Genomic DNA, 16,722 nt, shown 5'->3' with positions numbered 1-16,722 from the left:
GCCCCGCAGGCCCAACCTGCGCCACGGCCCGCCCCCGCGCCTGCCCCCGTTGCACGTCAACCCGCGCCCGCACCGGCACCTGCGCCCGCACAGCCCTGCGTCGGTTTCAATTGCCCCGGGGCCGGAGTCGGGACATTCTGATGCGACACACCGCCGCCAGCCGGAACTGTATAGGTCACTTATGCCAAGAAACCTGATTTTGACCGTCGAACACGGGACCGCCAGCACGGGGCGCAAGCTGACCTTGTCAGATGGTCGCCCCAGCATCGGTGGCCGGGGGTCCGGCGCCACGCACGAACTGGTCGATGTGCCCGCTGGCCTGATCTATCTGCAATTCGAACGCAGCGAGGATGACTGGTTCGTCGAAGAGGTCACCAACGGGGCCGCGCGGTTGAACGACGGCCCGCTACGCCGCACGAACAAACTGGCGGCGGGCAACGTGCTGACCCTTCCGCGCAGCGATCAGGCGGGTGCTGTGCAGCTGAGCGTGCGGTTCAAGTCGGAACGCGCGGGTTTCACCATGCCGACCGCACGTGAATTCATGGATGGCCCCTATTTTTACGGTCTGGCACTGGTCTGCATGATGGTCGCGGGCCTTCTTTTCATGGCGATCCAGGATCAACCTGGCACCGGGGGCGAAGGGCTGACACCCGCCATCATCGAAGAAGAGGTGATCGCCCTGCTGCGCGACGAAACCGGAGAGGTCGCGCGGGATCTGCCGGGTGGCCAGCCGCGCACCCTGCAAGAGGCGCGACTGGCCCTGCGCGGCGCACCCGATGCCGAAACCCGCGACCGGATCGCTGCCGATTATGCCAGCGAGGTGATCGTACTGATGAGCGAGGCACGCCGTCTGGAACGGATGCGCCTCTATGACGAGGCGCGGGCGGCCTATTCGCAGGTTGTCACGCGTGTGGGCGATCTGGACGCCCGTGTCTCGCAAACTGCCCTTCAGGCGCTGAACCGCCTCAACTAGGACGATAGATATGACCCACCACGCGCTCTTGGACCGGATCGAACAGCACTACCGTTTCGACCGGAACACCTTTGAAACCTACGGTTCCAGCAATGTGCATCGCGGGGTGGACAAGAACAACGAACGCCACGAGGTCACGATCTACGTCCCCGAACCCGAGGTGATGAAGGACGCCAAGGCGCGGTCCGAACTGTTCGAACAGTTCCAGCGCTACAACAGCTCGCATCATCCCGCGACCCTGCCCGTACCCTACGACATCGTCGAGATTGCCCCGAAAAAGGGCAAGGACGGCATGGCGCTGGTGCTGAAACGCGCGACCGTCGGCGGCTTTTTCGGGATCGAACGGGACGGCGGCGGGCGGTCATGGTTCGAGGGAACCAATATCCCCTACGCCCAGCGGCAGGGGGCTGCCGTTGCGTTTCTCGACGGGGTCAACGCGCTGGAAAACATGGACCTGCGCCTGCCTGAATTCGGCGTGTCGACCACGCAGGTGGTTCCCGACGGGAACGGTGTCAAACTGCTGATTGATCTGGTCTATTTCCCCGGCACATCGCCGTTGGGGCGCAATACCCCGCACGAGCCGGCCTTTACCGCGCCCGAACGGGTGGCAAACGGCAGCGCGCAGCCTGCCTCGGGGCCGGACCGCGTCTATTCGCTGGCGGCCCTGTTGATCTATTTCCTGGCCGGTCCGGTCGGTTTCGCCAAGGTGTTCAGCGCGCCAGAGGTCACGACCAAGGACGATGTGCTGCCGATGCTCCAGAACATCGATTTCTGGGTCAACCGCGCCGAACGCAAGGTCGGGATCGACGACACGGCCCTGCGTGCAGCGACCGACAACGAAATGTCACTCGACCTTGCGGCGCTGTTCGCACGCGCCACGTCGCCGGTGCCAGATGACCGATTTGGCACTGTCGATCTGTTCATCTCGGCGCTGCGCAACACGCTCAATGTCTCGACCGCGCCGGTGGTGGGCGCTGGCCTTGGCGTGGCGGGCATGGGCACCGGGATACCACCCAAGAAATCGAATTTCGGGATGCTGACCGCCGCTGCGATCGGGTCCGTCCTGTTGGTCGGCACCGGTGGGCTTTGGTATGTGGACAAGCTTGAAAAGGACCGCCTTGCAGCCGAACGCGCCGCGGCCATGAACGAGGCGGCCCAGGTCTGCGGTCAGATGGCCGAGACGTTCGAGACGCTTGGCGAAACGGGTTTTGCCACCACGGCGGATTGGGATGCATTGGTCGCGGACCGCACGGCCTTGCCGCCGCCCGACACCACCGACAATATCAGGGCCGCCGTGCGGGACTGTCCCCAGATCAATGCGCGTGCGACGGCGCTGGCGGGTGACTACCTGGCCGGATTGCAGACAGCGCTTGAGGCTGAAATCGCCTTTGCCGCCGAAAATCCGGCGATGGCGGGTGCCCCTGCGCTGAACGACGCCCGCGCCATTGCCGAACGGGGCGACGCCGCAGACCTGCCCATCGCCGAACGCGAGGCAGGTATCATCACGGCGACGGACGCACTGGTCGCGGCCCATATGGCCACCCTTCAGGATCGGGCGACCGCATTGTCTGCCCTGCGCGACGAGGTTGCAGGCATCTGGTCGTTACCCGCAGATGCAAACGACACGGGTCCTGCGTTCGATGCGCTGAACGCGGCCGCAGCACAGGACACATCCGCCCCGGCGCTGCGCACGCTGTCCGAGGCGCAGGCCGCCGGTGAATCCGCCCTGATGTCGGGGCTGACCCGCGATCTGGGGGCACAGCGGCAGGATCTGCTTGATGAAATCGCCGACCTGCGGACCAGCCTGGGCGAAAGCGCGCAGTGGTCCACGCTCGAGGCTGAGATCGCCGACCTGCCGAACCAGCCGCAGGCCCTGACGTCCGAGGCTGTTCAGGCCGCCTATGCCGCCGTTGCGCAGTTGCAAGGTGCCGTGGGCGAGGCAGGCGGTCAGGGGGCGCAGGCGCTCTCGGAAATCGCGGCTTTGCGCGACACGATCGCCACGCTCACCGACGGGGCAGGGCAGGCGGGTTATGACGCCGTGGACGCATGGCAGACCGCCACGGCAGCGGTGTCGGACCTGCCGGTCAATCCTGATGCCCTGCCGCGCTGGGCAGACCTGACAGCCCGATTGTCGTCGCTGGATGCCGATCTGGCGGCGGAATGGCAGGCGGGGCGCGCGCAATGCGACAGCTTTGCCGCCGATTACGCCGAACAGGCCGAACTGCTGACCACCTGGGACGAGGCGCAGTCGCTGGACGCCGCGCGCACCGCTGCCGCGCAGGTGACGGACGGAGAGGCCGACCGAGAGGCATTTGCCGCCTGTGCTTCAGGGTTGCCGCAACTGACGGCTGCCACGATCCGGGCTCAGGGGAAATCCGTGCTGAACGACGCAGCGGAAGCCTATGCCGCTGCCGAAGGTGTCGCCGGGTTGACCGAGATCCCCGGCAATTTCGATCTGGCCGAACGTGCGGCCGAACTGGCCGCGACCGCCGTGCCGGAAACGGCCGATGCACTGGCTGACCTGCGTGACCGCGCCGCCGATCTGACGGCCGAAATCGCGGCCCGGACCACGGCACTGGAACGTGCGCAGGCGCAGCGCCAGACGCTTGCGGCCGAAAACGAGGCGCTGACCGCGGGCATCGCGGCCACCGGGCTGGGCACGCACCCCGCCTATGTCGAGGCCGTCGCGGGGTTCGGTGACCCTGACGCCGTGGATATCCTGTCCGGCAACAGCATGTTGGCCGAACAGAACGCGACACTGCGCAAACTGGTGTCCGACTTTGACGCCGGTGCCCTGCTCAATTGCACCTTTGAGGGGTACGACATGGCGGCGCTGGTCGTCCGGTCCGAAGATCTGGCGGCGCTGCCGGGAGCATATGCGCCGCAAGAGGGCAGTCTTGATGCGCTTGCCGGACAGCATTGCGTGGGCACCGCCCCTGTGACCCTGGCCCAGGTGCAGGCCTGGGGCGACGGTCTGCAACCGAACCAGGCTGCGGTCCTGACCGAAATCGCGGCAACCACCCAGGCCGAGACATCTGAAACCGCGACCAACATCAGCGGGTTTCTTGCGTTGTCCTACGCCCGCCACCTGTCAGAACAAAGCGGCGAGGCTGTCTGCCTGGTGCCTGCGCCGCTGGTCGCGTTGATCAGTCAGGCTGACCCTGCATCCGCAGGCGTCGAAATGACCGGAACAGCCTGTGGCGAATCCTCGGTTGCGCGGCCATTCTACGCGGGCGTCGATACCGCTGCCCCGCTTGAGGCACCGACCTGTCTGGATGGTCAAAGCCGCCTGCCAGAGGTCGGATTTCGTCTTGCGTTCGGCGCAATCTGCGCTGGGGAATGACGGGCTGGGCGTGCATAACACGCCACTGGCGTGCGGTCGTTGCGACCTGCGCCGTCAGTGTCACCGCCTGCCCCGCGGTCGGGCAATCGGCGGTCGATCTATCGGTGCGCGACCAGTTTCAGCAGGCCTTTGCGGCGCTGTCGCAGGGTGACACTGCCACAGCACAACAAGGCTATGCCAACTTGATGCGCACGCAGGATCTGGGGGCCGATCTGTTGGACGCGGCCCAGCGGGGCCTGATCGCGGCCCAGTTGATGCAGCTGGATCGCCTGGTCGCGGACACCGGGCCCGCGGATGCGGCTGTGGCGGCGCTGGTGAACGATATCCTGATCCAGATGGCGATGCCCGACAGCGCGCTGACTGCGCCGCAGCGTCGGGCGATCGCGGCGCGCCTGCCAGATGTTTCAGATGCGCCGGTCATTGCCCGCTACAGGGTCCGCGTCGCGGCCGCTTCTGTGCGTGCATTGCCGTCGTCTGCACGGGATTCAACGCGGGTCGGTCGCGCCCCCGCAGGGGCAGTGCTGGATGTGGTGGCGGTCGTGCCGGGCCGTGAACCGGGATACGACTGGGCCCGCTTGGCGGGCGGGCAGGGCTATGTCCGCACCGACCTGCTGGTGCTGCTGGAATGATGGGGCTGCCGGACCCCACGTGGCTGTCGCTTGCCCTAGCGGTGGCGGTGGCCCTGATTTCCACGTGGATCATCTGGACCGATATTTCGGCCCGCAGGATCAGTAATGTGGCTGTGGCCGCGCTGGCGGCAGTCTGGTTGATCGCAGCCCTGTTCCTGTTGCCCTGGTTCGAGGTGCTGCGTGGCCTCGGTCTGGCAATCGCCGTCTTTGTGGTCGGGGTGCTGATCTATCAAAGGGCGCGGATCGGCGGCGGCGACATCAAGCTATTGTGCGTCACGCTGGCGCTGGTGCCGTCGGCGCAATTCTGGAACGCGGTCTGGGTGTTTTATGGGTTGCTGGTGCTACATGTCGTCATCAGTCTGATCGTCAGCGGAATTGCGCTGAAATCGATCCGCAAGGCATGGCAGAACGTCCGACAATATCCCTTGGGCGTGCCGCTGGCAGGCGTTTTGCTGGTTGGCGCGCTGCGTTATCTGGCATCCGCCTAAAACATAGGCCATTGCGGACAATCGTTTGAAATCGGTGCAATTGCGCACCTGCAAAGGGATTTGCGGCAATATTATGGCCGTTGCCCTTGACTCCGGCCCCTACGTAAACTCCTAAATACAATAGAAAGTGATCGCGACCTTGCGTCATCGGCAGAATTTCGCCCCCGCAGGTTCGCAAAACGGGACCCCCCGATCGGCCAAAGGTCGACGCTGGACAAAATTTTTAGACGTATTCGCTGCATTGAGGGCATCATGACAGACAACTCCAACCTCCGCCAAACTGGTATCCGTCAAAAATCCTTGGCTGGCCATTGCCGTCTGGGCCGCGCGACGGCTCTCGTCCTGACGTTTGCGACCGGCGCGGTGCTGACGCTAGGTGCATCCCATGCCGACGCGCAGGCGCTGACGTGGGATATCGTGTCGGGTGACGGTGCCACGGTCACGTCGGGTGACGGCACCTGGGATGACGAGGGATCGGTTCAAAACTGGAACGACGGTACGGGCAATGTCGGGTTCCGCCCCTTCGATGATGTTGTCATCCGTGATTCCAATGCGGCCCCCGGTTTCACGATCACGGTCGATGACCAGGCTGGCAACGGGATCGTGCGTGCTGGTGACGTATTTGTCCGCGCAGCCGACGTGACGATTACCGGGCCAAGCCAGCTCGCGCTCGAGGCGTTGCGGGCTGCCCCGGGTGCGTTTGTTATTCTCGACGGTATCGAAATTGCCGGTACGCTGAACCTGTCTGGCAGCGGTATGATCGACTTGGGCGATGTCTTTGTGACTGGCAATCTGGCATCCGCGGGTCAGGATGTGCTTCAGTTCGGTGATGTCGACGTGTCGGGCGTGACCCAGATCGGTGGGGAGTATTTACTTGCTGGCGGGGCGACCCTTGTTACGCGCGGCGTCAGCGTTTCCAACAACGGACTGTTCGTCGCCAACGGTGATGTCGTGGGCACGGTGACGTCCTTTGGCCGTACATCCATTGGTGGCGATGTGGACGGTGCAGTGAATGTGCGTGACGGTCAAACGGTGTTCAATGGCGATTCAACAGTCGCGGGTGTCCGCGTGTTTATGGATACCATGACAGTCGCTGATGGCGCGTCCTTGACCACAATTGTCGGTGCGCGTGTTTCTGACGGCGGTCGCGGCATCATCGACGGCACGATGGTGTCGGACCTGCAGGTTCTTGGCGACCTGAGCGTGGCTGGAACGCTTGAGGGTGATGTCGAAAATACCGGCCTGATCAAATTGTCTGGCGTGATCGACGGCGATATCTTCAACCGCGGGGAAATCCGGGTCGAGGGCGGGTCCGCCGGCTTGCTGGGTGATATCGACAACCGTGGCCCTGGCCGGATTGATATCCGTGACGGCGCTGTTGTTGCAGGTGGTTCCATCAACAACGTGAACGGCAACCTGTCGATCGCAGGCACCTACAACGGTGACGTGATGAACGCGCGGACCGTGCAACTGGACGGTGGCACGATCGGCGGGGACTACACGTCCGCCAATCTGGGGTCCAGCAATTCGGCCATTCTGGCAGCATCCGGTCAGACCCGGATCGGTGGCGACGTGAACGGCGCGGGCATCATCGACATGCGCGGCCGTGGCACAACGGACAACATCACCATCGGCGGCGCGATCACGGGTAGCAACACGTTCAATCTGGACGTGAACACGTCGGCAGCGGCACCCAATGTCGACACCATCACACTCGAAAGCCCGGGCGACGTGTCGGCGGTGCAGACGTTGAATTTCATCAACGCAGGCACCGGGCTTCAGACTGATCCCGTCGATGTCGTGATCGGCGACGGCGGCACCGTTGATCCGGACGATTTCAAGGTCGGCATCCAGGCGCTGCCGGGTGGGACAACCGTGACCGCGCTGACGCAGAACGGCGACAACCTGGCCTATACCGTGTCGGTGACACCGGCTGTTGGCGGTGTGATCGGTGGCGTTGCTGCCACCAATGCGTTGATCGGTTCCATCGTGAACCGCCCGGCGTCGGCCTTTGTGACGCAAAGCGCGACACAGGCCGCTGACACCTGCGGTCGCGGGCTTTGGGCGCGTGCGATTTCCGGCGAGGCAGACGGAACCGTGACCACCACGGATTCGCTCGGCCAGACCGACAACGATGTGAACATCACCTATGGTGGTGTGACCTTGGGTCGTGACGTGGCCTGCGTGCAGGGTGGTCCCGGCGGATTTGATCTGGTCATGGGCGGTCAGGTGTCTGCCGTGACCGGTCAGTCGAGCGTGCCGGTCGGTGCAATCGGCACTGTCGCCGCGTCGACGACCGCAACCGATTTCGACCAGTTGTCGTTCGGTGCCTATGTCGCCGCGACCAAGGGATCGCTGCTGATCGATGGCCAGCTGACCGGAACACGCACCAACAGCGAAGTCTCGAACAGCTCTGTCAGCCTCAATGACAGCGACCTGAGCGTCAGCGGTCTGGGTGTTTCGCTTGCGGCGCGTTATTTCTACGCACTGCCGCAGGAAGGCTGGGCGATCATCCCCAGCGCCGGTGTGTCGGTCGAGCGCATGCAATTCTCGAACCTCGGTTTCGGGGATGGCAGCAGCCTGTCGCTGGACGATCACACACGCACGCTGGCCTATGTTGGCGGGACCGTGCAAAAAACCATCAACTCGCCATCGGGCGATTCGCAGCAGCGGTTCCGTGGTACGGTCTCCTTGTTCGACGACATGTCGGACGATCAGGTGGGCACCTTCACACTTGGAAACGGTGGTGGCACGGAAGCGCTGTCGACCGGCAACCTGGGTAGCTTTACCGAAGCCAGCTTTGGTTACACGTTCTCGCAGCTGTTCACCGATGGTCCGGTCGATCAGATCGACCAGCAGATCCGCATCGACGGTCGGTTTGGCGACAACGTGGACAGCTATGGCATCACCGCAGAGGTGCGTTTCCACTTCTGATCGCGTGCCGGTCTGATCCGGCACCCGTGAAACAGGGGCACCCCGCGCAATCGGGGTGCCTTTTGCTTTGGTGGGCCAGGGGCCAGATGCCTGGGTCTGGTCAGGCCGCTGCGTCCGGAAACGCTGTCGGCCATGAGCAATGGACTTGCCACCCCACCGCCCCCCTGCTATCAGCCGCCAACTGACCGGCCTCGGATTCGTTCCGGGGCCGTTTGGTTTATTCTTTGGCACCTACGGGGGCCTTCACATCAGGGTCCGCGTCAGTGGGCCCGCCAAGCAAACGGAAGAAGCTAACATGGCACTCAAGTCGTATAAGCCGACGACGCCGGGCCAGCGTGGGCTGGTGCTGATCGACCGTTCGGAGCTTTGGAAAGGACGTCCCGTCAAATCCCTCACCGAGGGTCTGACGAAATCGGGCGGCCGGAACAACACCGGACGGATCACGTCGCGTCGTATTGGTGGGGGCGCAAAGCGTCTGTACCGCATCGTCGATTTCAAGCGTAACAAGCTGGACATGTCCGCTGTTATCGTGCGGATCGAATATGACCCGAACCGCACCGCATTCATCGCGCTGATCCAGTACGAAGACGGCACTCAGAATTACATCCTCGCACCGCAGCGTGTGTCCATCGGCGACAAGGTGATCGCGTCCGCAAAGGCCGACATCAAGCCGGGCAACGCGATGCCGTTCTCCGGCATGCCGATCGGTACGATCGTTCACAACATCGAGCTGAAGGCAGGCAAGGGCGGTCAGATCGCACGTTCCGCCGGCACCTACGCCCAGTTCGTCGGTCGTGACGGTGGTTACGCTCAGATCCGTTTGTCCTCGGGCGAACTGCGTCTGGTGCGTCAGGAATGCATGGCCACCATCGGTGCCGTGTCCAACCCCGACAATTCCAACCAGAACTTTGGTAAGGCCGGTCGCACCCGCCACAAGGGCAAGCGTCCTTCGGTCCGCGGTGTCGCGATGAACCCGATCGATCACCCGCACGGCGGTGGTGAAGGTCGGACCTCCGGTGGTCGTCACCCTGTGACACCCTGGGGCAAGCCCACCAAAGGCGCCAAGACCCGTAACCGGAAGAAGGCTTCCAGCAGCCTGATCATCCGTACGCGTCACCAAAAGAAGAAAGGCCGCTAATATGGCTCGTTCCGTCTGGAAAGGCCCGTTCGTCGACGCTTATGTGCTGAAAAAAGCCGAAGCTGCGCGCGAAAGCGGTCGTAACGAAGTGATCAAGATCTGGTCGCGTCGCTCCACCATCCTGCCTCAGTTCGTTGGCCTCACCTTTGGTGTGTACAACGGCAAGAAGCATATCCCCGTCAACGTCAGCGAAGACATGATCGGTCAGAAGTTCGGTGAATATTCCCCGACGCGGACCTATTACGGTCACGCCGCCGACAAAAAAGCGAAGCGGAAGTAAGTCATGAGCAAGGATAAGAATCCCCGCCGCGTGGCCGACAACGAAGCCCGCGCAAAACTGCGCATGCTGCGTACCTCGCCGCAGAAACTGAACCTCGTCGCAGAGCTGATCCGTGGCAAGAAAGTCGAGCGGGCATTGACCGACCTGACTTTCAGCAAGAAGCGCATCGCAGCTGACGTGAAGAAGTGCCTGCAGTCGGCCATCGCCAACGCAGAGAACAACCACAACCTGGACGTCGATGAACTGATCGTCGCCGAGGCCTATGTGGGCAAGAACCTCTTGATGAAGCGCGGACGCCCCCGGGCCCGTGGCCGTTTCGGCAAGATCGTCAAGCCGTTCTCTGAAATCACCATTCTGGTGCGCCAAGTTGAGGAGCAAGCGTAATGGGTAACAAAGTTAATCCTATCGGCATGCGTCTTCAGGTGAACCGCACGTGGGACAGCCGCTGGTTTGCAAACACCAAGGACTATGGTGATCTACTGCTGGAAGACCTGGCCATCAAGGCGTTCATCCGCAAGGAATGTGCACAATCCGGCGTCAGCCGCGTGATCATCGAACGTCCGCACCGCAAGTGCCGCGTCACGATCCATGCCGCCCGTCCCGGCGTCATCATCGGCAAGAAAGGTGCAGACATCGAAGGTCTGCGTCAGAAGCTGGCGAAACTGACGGCGTCCGAACTGCACCTGAACATCGTCGAAGTGCGCAAGCCCGAGTTGGACGCAGCCCTGGTTGCCGAAAACATCGGTCAGCAGCTGGAACGCCGTGTGTCCTTCCGTCGCGCGATGAAGCGTGCGGTGCAGAACACCATGCGCATGGGTGGCCTGGGGATCCGGGTGAACCTCGCCGGTCGTCTGGGCGGTGCCGAAATCGCACGGACCGAATGGTACCGCGAGGGCCGCGTGCCCCTGCATACCCTGCGGGCCGACATCGATTACGCGCTGTACGAGGCAATGACCCCCTATGGTATCATCGGGATCAAGGTCTGGATCTTCAAAGGTGAGATCATGGAACATGATCCGCAGGCGCACGATCGCAAACATGCCGAGCTTCAGGAAGGCGCTGTTCCGCGCGGTCCTGGTGGCCCGCGTCGCGACCGGTAAGGAGTAGAACCAATGCTACAACCGAAACGCACAAAATTCCGCAAGATGCACAAGGGCCGCATCAAGGGTGAAGCAAAGGGCGGGTTTGACCTGAACTTTGGCACCTTTGGCCTGAAGGCACTGGAGCCCGAGCGGATCACCGCACGCCAGATCGAAGCGGCACGTCGTGCCATGACGCGTCACATGAAGCGTCAGGGCCGCGTCTGGATCCGGATTTTCCCGGATCTGCCCGTCACCTCCAAGCCGGTCGAAGTCCGGATGGGTAAAGGTAAGGGTTCCGTCGATTTCTGGGCGGCCAAGGTCAAGCCGGGTCGCGTGATGTTCGAGATCGACGGTGTCGACGAAGTCACCGCACGCGAGGCCCTGCGCCTTGCCGCGATGAAGCTGCCGATCAAGACCCGCACCGTGGTCCGCGAAGACTGGTAAATCCGGTCAAGCGTTAATGATAGAAAGGCCCCTGCCGCGCGGTGGGGGCCTTTTGCGTCTGGATTGCCAATTGGCAATCGAGGCGAAGTGCGCGGGCGATCAAGGGCTTGTCCCGAACGGGATAAATCGTTCACCCCTGCGTGCGGTCCAGACACGTTTTCGCCGAAAACGAGTCCACCCGGCCCGCCAGAGGTGCCAGAATTTTCGCGAAAATTCTGACGCCCCGTGGCGCAGGTCCGGCAATGGGGCTAGATGTGGCGCATGACCCAGATCAGATCCCTCTTTGTGACCCGCCTGTACCAAGCGCCCCTGTCCGCGCATGGCAAACCCATCGACCCCCAAGAGCTGGAGGCCACCTGCCTGTCCATCGCAGAGGATGACGAGGCGGGGCAGGACTGGTGCGAGGAAAACAGCTTTCCGGGTTATACGTCTTATGCGTCGCTGACGGACCTGCCGTGGCGCATGCCGATCTTCAAGACGCTGAAAAAGGCGTTGGACAAGCATGTAAAGGCATTCGCCCAGGACCTGTCATTCGATCTGGGCGACAAGAAGCTGAAGCTCGAAGACCTCTGGATCAACATTCTGCCAGAGGGAGGCATCCACACCGCCCACATCCACCCGCATTCGGTGATTTCCGGCACGACCTATGTGGCGATGCCGTCCGGCACATCCGCGATCAAGTTCGAGGACCCGCGCCTGGCCATGATGATGGCTGCCCCCGGCCGCACCAAGGACGCGGACGAGGCACTGCGTCAGTTCATCTATGTGGCTCCCGAGGTGGGTGACGTGCTGCTGTGGGAAAGCTGGCTGCGCCACGAGGTCCCGATGAACATGGCCGAAGAGGACCGGATCTCGGTGAGTTTCAACTATCGGTGGGATTGACCGACTAGCGTTGCATCCTGCGTCTGCGGCTCTGTTTGACCTTGTCGCGGTAGTGCTGCCGCAACGCTTCGCGACGCCAGATGCGGAAACGGCTGGTGATGATTTGCAGTATTAGCAGTCCCGCAAACATGCCTGCGAAAAGCGGCCAATATGGGCGGATGCCTGCGATGATGTTGTCGAGAATAATTGTGTGCATTTGTTCCATAACGCCAAGACAACCCTGGATTGCGTCCGGGGTGTGGACTCTGTGCGGCATCATCCTGGCTGTAAACCAAAGTCGGCAAAGGCAAACACGGGATACCCCTTGCCAACTGGCCGCATCCCTTCTATGAGGCCCCTTCATCACGAACTCCACTGGATGCAGGGTGACCCGAAAGGGCCCTCCAGTGATGTTGAAAGGATACGGCATGAAAGCCAACGAACTGCGTGACAAGACGCCCGACCAACTGCGGGAAGAGCTTGTAAACCTTAAGAAAGAGTCGTTCAATCTGCGGTTCCAGCAGGCCACCGGCCAGATGGAAAACACCGCCGCGATCCGCGCTGCACGTCGCAACGCGGCCCGCGTCAAAACGATTCTCAACCAGAAAGCCGCTGACGCGGCCAATTCGGAGGCCTGAGCCCATGCCAAAGCGTATTTTGTCCGGGGTCGTCACCTCCAACCAGAACGAACAGACCGTCACCGTGTCGGTCGAGCGTCGCTTCAAGCACCCGCTGCTGCACAAGACAGTGCGTAAGTCCAAGAAGTACCGCGCCCACGACGAGAACAACACGTTCAACGTCGGCGACCAGGTCCGCATTCAGGAATGCGCACCGAAGTCGAAAACCAAACGCTGGGAAGTGATCGCGTCCTAATCGGCGCCCACCCCCAATTCAACGAAACCCTGGGGCCCCGGTCGGAAATCGGGCATACCCCATAGGTCGAAAAAGGACATCACATGATCCAGATGCAGACCAACCTGGATGTTGCTGACAACAGCGGCGCGCGCCGTGTGCAGTGCATCAAGGTTCTCGGCGGTTCGCACCGTCGTTACGCATCGGTCGGCGATATCATCGTCGTATCGGTGAAAGAGGCCATTCCCCGCGGCCGCGTGAAAAAGGGCGACGTGCGCAAAGCTGTCGTCGTGCGCACCGCCAAGGAAGTGTTCCGTGAAGACGGCACCGCGATCCGTTTCGATCGCAATGCGGCTGTCATCCTCAACAACAACAACGAGCCGGTCGGCACCCGTATCTTTGGGCCGGTCGTGCGTGAGCTTCGTGCAAAGAACTTCATGAAGATCATCTCTCTCGCTCCGGAGGTGCTGTAACCATGGCTGCAAAACTCCGCAAAGGTGACAAGGTCATCGTTCTGGCTGGCAAGGACAAAGGTCTGACCGGCGAGATCAAGAGCGTCGACCCCAAGGCCGGCAAGGCCGTGGTCGAAGGTGTGAACATGGCGATCCGCCACGTGAAGCAGAGCCAGTCCAGCGAAGGTGGCCGCACGCCCAAGGCGATGCCGATCCAGCTGAGCAACCTGGCTGTTGTTGATGCGAACGGCAAAGCCACCCGCGTCGGTTTCCGCATGGATGGCGACAACAAGGTGCGTTACGCCAAGACGACAGGGGATGCGATCTGATGCTTGACCAAGCGAACTACACCCCGCGCCTGAAGCAGCAGTACATGGACACGATCCGCGCTGCGCTGAAGGAAGAATTCGGCTACAAGAACGACATGCAGATTCCGAAGCTGGACAAGATCGTCCTGAACATCGGCTGCGGTGCAGAGGCCGTGCGCGACTCCAAGAAGGCGAAGACCGCTCAGGAAGACCTGACGACCATCGCCGGCCAGAAGGCCATGACCACACGCGCCAAGAAGTCGATCGCCGGCTTCCGCGTCCGTGAGGACATGCCCCTGGGTGCAAAGGTGACCCTGCGCGGTGACCGCATGTACGAATTCCTGGACCGCCTGATCACCGTCGCAATGCCGCGCATCCGCGACTTCCGTGGTGTCTCTGGCAAATCCTTTGATGGCCGCGGCAACTATGCCACCGGCATCAAGGAACACCTCATCTTCCCCGAGATCAATTTCGACAAGATCGACGAGAACTGGGGCATGGACATCGTGATCTGCACCACCGCCGCAACCGACGCTGAAGCCAAGAGCCTGTTGAAAGCCTTCAACATGCCCTTCAACAGCTGATCGCGTCAGGAGAACAAAGATATGGCTAAGAAATCCATGATCGAGCGCGAGAAAAAGCGCGAACGCCTGGTGGCGCAGTACGCTGAAAAGCGCGCGGCCCTGAAGGCAATCATCAACGACCGTGAAAAGCCCGTCGAGGAGCGCTTCAAGGCGTCCCTGAAGCTGGCCGAACTGCCCCGCAACTCCAGCAAGGTGCGTCTGCACAACCGCTGCCAGCTGACGGGTCGTCCGCACGCGTATTATCGTAAACTGAAGATCAGCCGGATCGCGCTGCGGGACCTTGGTTCCAATGGCGAGATCCCCGGCATGGTCAAGTCGAGCTGGTAAGGAGAATTTAGTATGAACGATCCTATCGGTGATATGCTGACCCGCATCCGTAACGGTCAGATGCGCGGCAAGGCCTCGGTCGAGACACCTGCATCCAAGCTGCGTGGCTGGGTGCTGGATGTGCTGGCTGACGAAGGTTACATCCGCGGTTACGAGAAAAAAGACGGCAAGGACGGTCACCCGGCCTTTTCGATCGAGCTGAAGTACTACGAAGGTACGCCCGTCATCCAAGAGGTGAAGCGCGTGTCCAAGCCCGGTCGTCGTGTTTACATGGCCGTCAATGACCTGCCGAGCGTCCGTCAGGGCCTGGGCGTGTCGATTGTCTCCACCCCCAAGGGTGTGATGTCTGATGCAAATGCACGCGCAGCCAATGTTGGCGGCGAAGTGCTTTGCACCGTATTCTAAGGAGGGACTGATGTCTCGTATTGGTAAAAAACCGGTCGAGCTGCCCTCCGGGGTTGAGGCGAAAGTCTCCGGCCAGACCATCGAAGTGAAGGGCCCCAAGGGGACCCGCAGCTTCAAGGCGACCGACGATGTGACACTGACGGTCGAAGACGGCGCAGTCAGCGTGACGCCGCGCGGCAAATCCAAGCGCGCACGCCAGCAGTGGGGCATGACCCGCACGCAGGTGTCGAACCTTGTGACCGGTGTGACCACCGGCTTCAAGAAAGAGCTTGAGATCAACGGTGTGGGTTACCGGGCACAGATGCAGGGCAACGTCCTGAAGCTGGCGCTGGGTTACAGCCACGACGTGAACTTCGACGTGCCCGAGGGCGTCACCGTGACGGCCCCAAAGCAGACCGAGATCATCGTCGAGGGCATCGACCAGCAGCAGGTTGGTCAGGTCGCAGCGAACATCCGTGCTTGGCGCAAGCCCGAGCCCTACAAGGGCAAGGGTATCAAGTACAAAGATGAGTACATCTTCCGTAAAGAAGGGAAGAAGAAGTAACATGGCCAACAGCAAAAGAACCCTGTTCCTCAAGCGCCGTCTGCGCGTCCGGAACAAGCTGCGCAGCGTCAATGCTGGCCGGATGCGTCTGAGCGTCCACCGCAGCAACAAGAACATCAGCGTTCAGCTGATCGACGATGTGAACGGTGTGACCGTCGCCTCTGCCTCCACGCTGGAGAAAGATCTGGGCGTCGTCGGCACCAACAACATCGAGGCCGCCAAGAAGGTGGGCGCGGCGATTGCCGAGCGCGCCAAGAAAGCCGGCGTGGAAGAAGCCTATTTCGACCGCGGTGGTTTCCTGTTCCACGGCAAGGTGAAGGCTGTCGCCGACGCCGCCCGTGAAGCTGGCCTGAAGATCTAAACCAAACGCAGGCGGCCCCCTGGTGGGGCCGTCTCGATGATCGGGGCCCGGTGGGGCACTGCGATCGTATCCACAAGGCGCGAGCCTGACACAGAAAGGACGCCAGACATGGCAGAACGTGATAACCGGGGTGGCCGCGGCCGCCGCGAAGAACAAGCACCGGAATTTGCCGACCGTCTGGTCGCCATCAACCGCGTGTCCAAGACCGTCAAGGGTGGTAAGCGTTTCGGCTTTGCCGCACTCGTCGTTGTCGGCGACCAGAAGGGTCGCGTCGGTTTCGGCAAGGGCAAGGCCAAAGAGGTCCCCGAGGCGATCCGCAAGGCAACCGAATCCGCCAAGCGCAACATGATCCGCGTCGCTCTCAAGGACGGCCGGACGCTGCACCACGACATGGAAGGCCGCCACGGCGCTGGCCGCGTCGTGATGCGTCAGGCACCCGCCGGTACCGGTATCATCGCCGGTGGTCCGATGCGTGCCGTGTTCGAGATGCTGGGTGTGCAGGACGTCGTGTCCAAGTCGCTGGGTTCCCAGAACCCTTACAACATGATCCGCGCCACGCTGGACGGCCTCCGCAAGGAACAGTCGCCCCGCAACGTGGCACAGCGTCGTGGCAAGAAGGTCGCCGACATTCTGCCCAAGCAGAACAACGTCGATCAGCAGTCTGACGTGGCACACAACGCCACCGATGCCGAAGCAACCGCTGACGCATAAGGAGTA

Annotated in this window: 22 protein-coding genes; 21 read left to right on the top strand and 1 reads right to left on the bottom strand. The window is 62.1% G+C overall.

Features of this window, described 5'->3' with window-relative positions; genetic code table 11:
• Positions 1-199 precede the first annotated feature (199 nt).
• The 11 genes from AN189_RS17445 to AN189_RS17395 all read left to right on the top strand — a co-directional run bounded on the left by AN189_RS17445 (position 200) and on the right by AN189_RS17395 (position 12,193).
• Positions 200-973 (top strand): hypothetical protein, encoded by a 774-nt coding sequence (locus tag AN189_RS17445; protein ID WP_216597758.1) that lies wholly within the window; start codon positions 200-202, stop codon positions 971-973.
• A 10-nt stretch (positions 974-983) separates the two neighbouring features.
• A complete protein-coding gene (locus tag AN189_RS17440; protein ID WP_056039020.1) occupies positions 984-4,316 on the top strand; it encodes a hypothetical protein in 3,333 nt (1,110 codons plus the stop codon).
• Positions 4,313-4,945 carry a hypothetical protein gene (locus AN189_RS17435; RefSeq protein ID WP_056039017.1) on the top strand — a complete coding sequence of 211 codons (633 nt, stop codon included), beginning with the start codon at positions 4,313-4,315 and terminating at the stop codon, positions 4,943-4,945. Before AN189_RS17440 ends, AN189_RS17435 begins: the two co-directional genes overlap by 4 nt.
• Positions 4,942-5,433 (top strand): prepilin peptidase, encoded by a 492-nt coding sequence (locus AN189_RS17430; protein ID WP_056039014.1) that lies wholly within the window; start codon positions 4,942-4,944, stop codon positions 5,431-5,433. Before AN189_RS17435 ends, AN189_RS17430 begins: the two co-directional genes overlap by 4 nt.
• 300 nt (positions 5,434-5,733) lie before the next feature.
• Entirely contained in the window at positions 5,734-8,367 is a 2,634-nt protein-coding gene (locus AN189_RS17425) for a hypothetical protein (RefSeq protein WP_172794945.1), read from the top strand.
• Between the two features lie 295 nt (positions 8,368-8,662).
• Positions 8,663-9,505, top strand: coding sequence for a 50S ribosomal protein L2 (gene rplB, locus AN189_RS17420; RefSeq protein WP_056039008.1), 843 nt, complete (start codon positions 8,663-8,665; stop codon positions 9,503-9,505).
• A 1-nt stretch (position 9,506) separates the two neighbouring features.
• Positions 9,507-9,785 carry a 30S ribosomal protein S19 gene (rpsS, locus tag AN189_RS17415; protein WP_024088539.1) on the top strand — a complete coding sequence of 93 codons (279 nt, stop codon included), beginning with the start codon at positions 9,507-9,509 and terminating at the stop codon, positions 9,783-9,785.
• A gap of 3 nt (positions 9,786-9,788) precedes the next feature.
• Positions 9,789-10,169, top strand: coding sequence for a 50S ribosomal protein L22 (rplV, locus tag AN189_RS17410; RefSeq protein WP_056039005.1), 381 nt, complete (start codon positions 9,789-9,791; stop codon positions 10,167-10,169).
• Entirely contained in the window at positions 10,169-10,885 is a 717-nt protein-coding gene (gene rpsC, locus AN189_RS17405; RefSeq protein ID WP_056039002.1) for a 30S ribosomal protein S3, read from the top strand. Before rplV ends, rpsC begins: the two co-directional genes overlap by 1 nt.
• A 12-nt stretch (positions 10,886-10,897) precedes the next feature.
• Positions 10,898-11,311: a 50S ribosomal protein L16 gene (gene rplP / locus AN189_RS17400; RefSeq protein WP_056038998.1), complete on the top strand. Its 414-nt coding sequence runs from the start codon at positions 10,898-10,900 to the stop codon at positions 11,309-11,311.
• Between the two features lie 261 nt (positions 11,312-11,572).
• Positions 11,573-12,193 (top strand): 2OG-Fe(II) oxygenase family protein, encoded by a 621-nt coding sequence (locus tag AN189_RS17395; protein ID WP_056038994.1) that lies wholly within the window; start codon positions 11,573-11,575, stop codon positions 12,191-12,193.
• A 4-nt stretch (positions 12,194-12,197) separates the two neighbouring features.
• Here AN189_RS17395 and AN189_RS17390 read toward each other — a convergent pair whose 3' ends face one another.
• Positions 12,198-12,398 (bottom strand): hypothetical protein, encoded by a 201-nt coding sequence (locus AN189_RS17390; protein WP_056038992.1) that lies wholly within the window; start codon positions 12,396-12,398, stop codon positions 12,198-12,200.
• A gap of 202 nt (positions 12,399-12,600) precedes the next feature.
• Here AN189_RS17390 and rpmC point away from each other — a divergent pair, with 202 nt between their 5' ends.
• The 10 genes from rpmC (at position 12,601) to rpsE (ending at position 16,716) form a co-directional block, all read left to right on the top strand.
• Complete coding sequence (gene rpmC / locus AN189_RS17385) at positions 12,601-12,810, top strand: 50S ribosomal protein L29 (RefSeq protein WP_056038989.1); 210 nt, start codon at positions 12,601-12,603, stop codon at positions 12,808-12,810.
• A 4-nt stretch (positions 12,811-12,814) separates the two neighbouring features.
• Complete coding sequence (gene rpsQ, locus AN189_RS17380; RefSeq protein ID WP_056038985.1) at positions 12,815-13,045, top strand: 30S ribosomal protein S17; 231 nt, start codon at positions 12,815-12,817, stop codon at positions 13,043-13,045.
• Positions 13,046-13,128: 83 nt separating this feature from the next.
• Complete coding sequence (gene rplN, locus AN189_RS17375; RefSeq protein WP_056038981.1) at positions 13,129-13,497, top strand: 50S ribosomal protein L14; 369 nt, start codon at positions 13,129-13,131, stop codon at positions 13,495-13,497.
• 2 nt (positions 13,498-13,499) lie between these two features.
• Complete coding sequence (gene rplX, locus AN189_RS17370) at positions 13,500-13,805, top strand: 50S ribosomal protein L24 (RefSeq protein ID WP_056038978.1); 306 nt, start codon at positions 13,500-13,502, stop codon at positions 13,803-13,805.
• Positions 13,805-14,368 carry a 50S ribosomal protein L5 gene (gene rplE / locus AN189_RS17365; RefSeq protein WP_056038975.1) on the top strand — a complete coding sequence of 188 codons (564 nt, stop codon included), beginning with the start codon at positions 13,805-13,807 and terminating at the stop codon, positions 14,366-14,368. Before rplX ends, rplE begins: the two co-directional genes overlap by 1 nt.
• Before the next feature lie 21 nt (positions 14,369-14,389).
• Positions 14,390-14,695: a 30S ribosomal protein S14 gene (gene rpsN / locus AN189_RS17360; protein ID WP_056038972.1), complete on the top strand. Its 306-nt coding sequence runs from the start codon at positions 14,390-14,392 to the stop codon at positions 14,693-14,695.
• Positions 14,696-14,707: 12 nt separating this feature from the next.
• Complete coding sequence (gene rpsH, locus AN189_RS17355) at positions 14,708-15,100, top strand: 30S ribosomal protein S8 (protein ID WP_056038970.1); 393 nt, start codon at positions 14,708-14,710, stop codon at positions 15,098-15,100.
• A gap of 10 nt (positions 15,101-15,110) precedes the next feature.
• Positions 15,111-15,644 carry a 50S ribosomal protein L6 gene (gene rplF / locus AN189_RS17350; RefSeq protein ID WP_056038967.1) on the top strand — a complete coding sequence of 178 codons (534 nt, stop codon included), beginning with the start codon at positions 15,111-15,113 and terminating at the stop codon, positions 15,642-15,644.
• A gap of 1 nt (position 15,645) precedes the next feature.
• The gene (gene rplR, locus AN189_RS17345; protein WP_056038964.1) at positions 15,646-16,005 is read left to right on the top strand and encodes a 50S ribosomal protein L18; all 360 of its coding nucleotides are present in this window, start codon (positions 15,646-15,648) and stop codon (positions 16,003-16,005) included.
• Between the two features lie 108 nt (positions 16,006-16,113).
• On the top strand, positions 16,114-16,716 hold the full coding sequence (gene rpsE, locus AN189_RS17340; protein ID WP_056038961.1) for a 30S ribosomal protein S5: 603 nt from the start codon (positions 16,114-16,116) through the stop codon (positions 16,714-16,716).
• Positions 16,717-16,722: the final 6 nt, after the last annotated feature.

The sequence above is a fragment of the Loktanella sp. 3ANDIMAR09 genome (genome assembly GCF_001420005.1).
Taxonomy (GTDB): domain Bacteria; phylum Pseudomonadota; class Alphaproteobacteria; order Rhodobacterales; family Rhodobacteraceae; genus Loktanella.
The sequence above is the reverse complement of the archived record's forward strand: the minus strand, read 5'-3'. Positions and strand labels throughout refer to the sequence as shown.

Bases quoted from the DNA above. Each gene is read 5' to 3' on its own strand.
- AN189_RS17440 (WP_056039020.1), top strand. From the start codon at position 984: ATGACCCACCACGCGCTCTTGGACCGGATCGAACAGCACTACCGTTTC.
- AN189_RS17435 (WP_056039017.1), top strand. From the start codon at position 4,313: ATGACGGGCTGGGCGTGCATAACACGCCACTGGCGTGCGGTCGTTGCG.
- AN189_RS17430 (WP_056039014.1), top strand. From the start codon at position 4,942: ATGATGGGGCTGCCGGACCCCACGTGGCTGTCGCTTGCCCTAGCGGTG.
- rplB (WP_056039008.1), top strand. From the start codon at position 8,663: ATGGCACTCAAGTCGTATAAGCCGACGACGCCGGGCCAGCGTGGGCTG.
- rpsS (WP_024088539.1), top strand. From the start codon at position 9,507: ATGGCTCGTTCCGTCTGGAAAGGCCCGTTCGTCGACGCTTATGTGCTG.
- rplV (WP_056039005.1), top strand. From the start codon at position 9,789: ATGAGCAAGGATAAGAATCCCCGCCGCGTGGCCGACAACGAAGCCCGC.
- rpsC (WP_056039002.1), top strand. From the start codon at position 10,169: ATGGGTAACAAAGTTAATCCTATCGGCATGCGTCTTCAGGTGAACCGC.
- rplP (WP_056038998.1), top strand. From the start codon at position 10,898: ATGCTACAACCGAAACGCACAAAATTCCGCAAGATGCACAAGGGCCGC.
- AN189_RS17395 (WP_056038994.1), top strand. From the start codon at position 11,573: ATGACCCAGATCAGATCCCTCTTTGTGACCCGCCTGTACCAAGCGCCC.
- AN189_RS17390 (WP_056038992.1), bottom strand. From the start codon at position 12,398: ATGGAACAAATGCACACAATTATTCTCGACAACATCATCGCAGGCATC.
- rpmC (WP_056038989.1), top strand. From the start codon at position 12,601: ATGAAAGCCAACGAACTGCGTGACAAGACGCCCGACCAACTGCGGGAA.
- rpsQ (WP_056038985.1), top strand. From the start codon at position 12,815: ATGCCAAAGCGTATTTTGTCCGGGGTCGTCACCTCCAACCAGAACGAA.
- rplN (WP_056038981.1), top strand. From the start codon at position 13,129: ATGATCCAGATGCAGACCAACCTGGATGTTGCTGACAACAGCGGCGCG.
- rplX (WP_056038978.1), top strand. From the start codon at position 13,500: ATGGCTGCAAAACTCCGCAAAGGTGACAAGGTCATCGTTCTGGCTGGC.
- rplE (WP_056038975.1), top strand. From the start codon at position 13,805: ATGCTTGACCAAGCGAACTACACCCCGCGCCTGAAGCAGCAGTACATG.
- rpsN (WP_056038972.1), top strand. From the start codon at position 14,390: ATGGCTAAGAAATCCATGATCGAGCGCGAGAAAAAGCGCGAACGCCTG.
- rpsH (WP_056038970.1), top strand. From the start codon at position 14,708: ATGAACGATCCTATCGGTGATATGCTGACCCGCATCCGTAACGGTCAG.
- rplF (WP_056038967.1), top strand. From the start codon at position 15,111: ATGTCTCGTATTGGTAAAAAACCGGTCGAGCTGCCCTCCGGGGTTGAG.
- rplR (WP_056038964.1), top strand. From the start codon at position 15,646: ATGGCCAACAGCAAAAGAACCCTGTTCCTCAAGCGCCGTCTGCGCGTC.
- rpsE (WP_056038961.1), top strand. From the start codon at position 16,114: ATGGCAGAACGTGATAACCGGGGTGGCCGCGGCCGCCGCGAAGAACAA.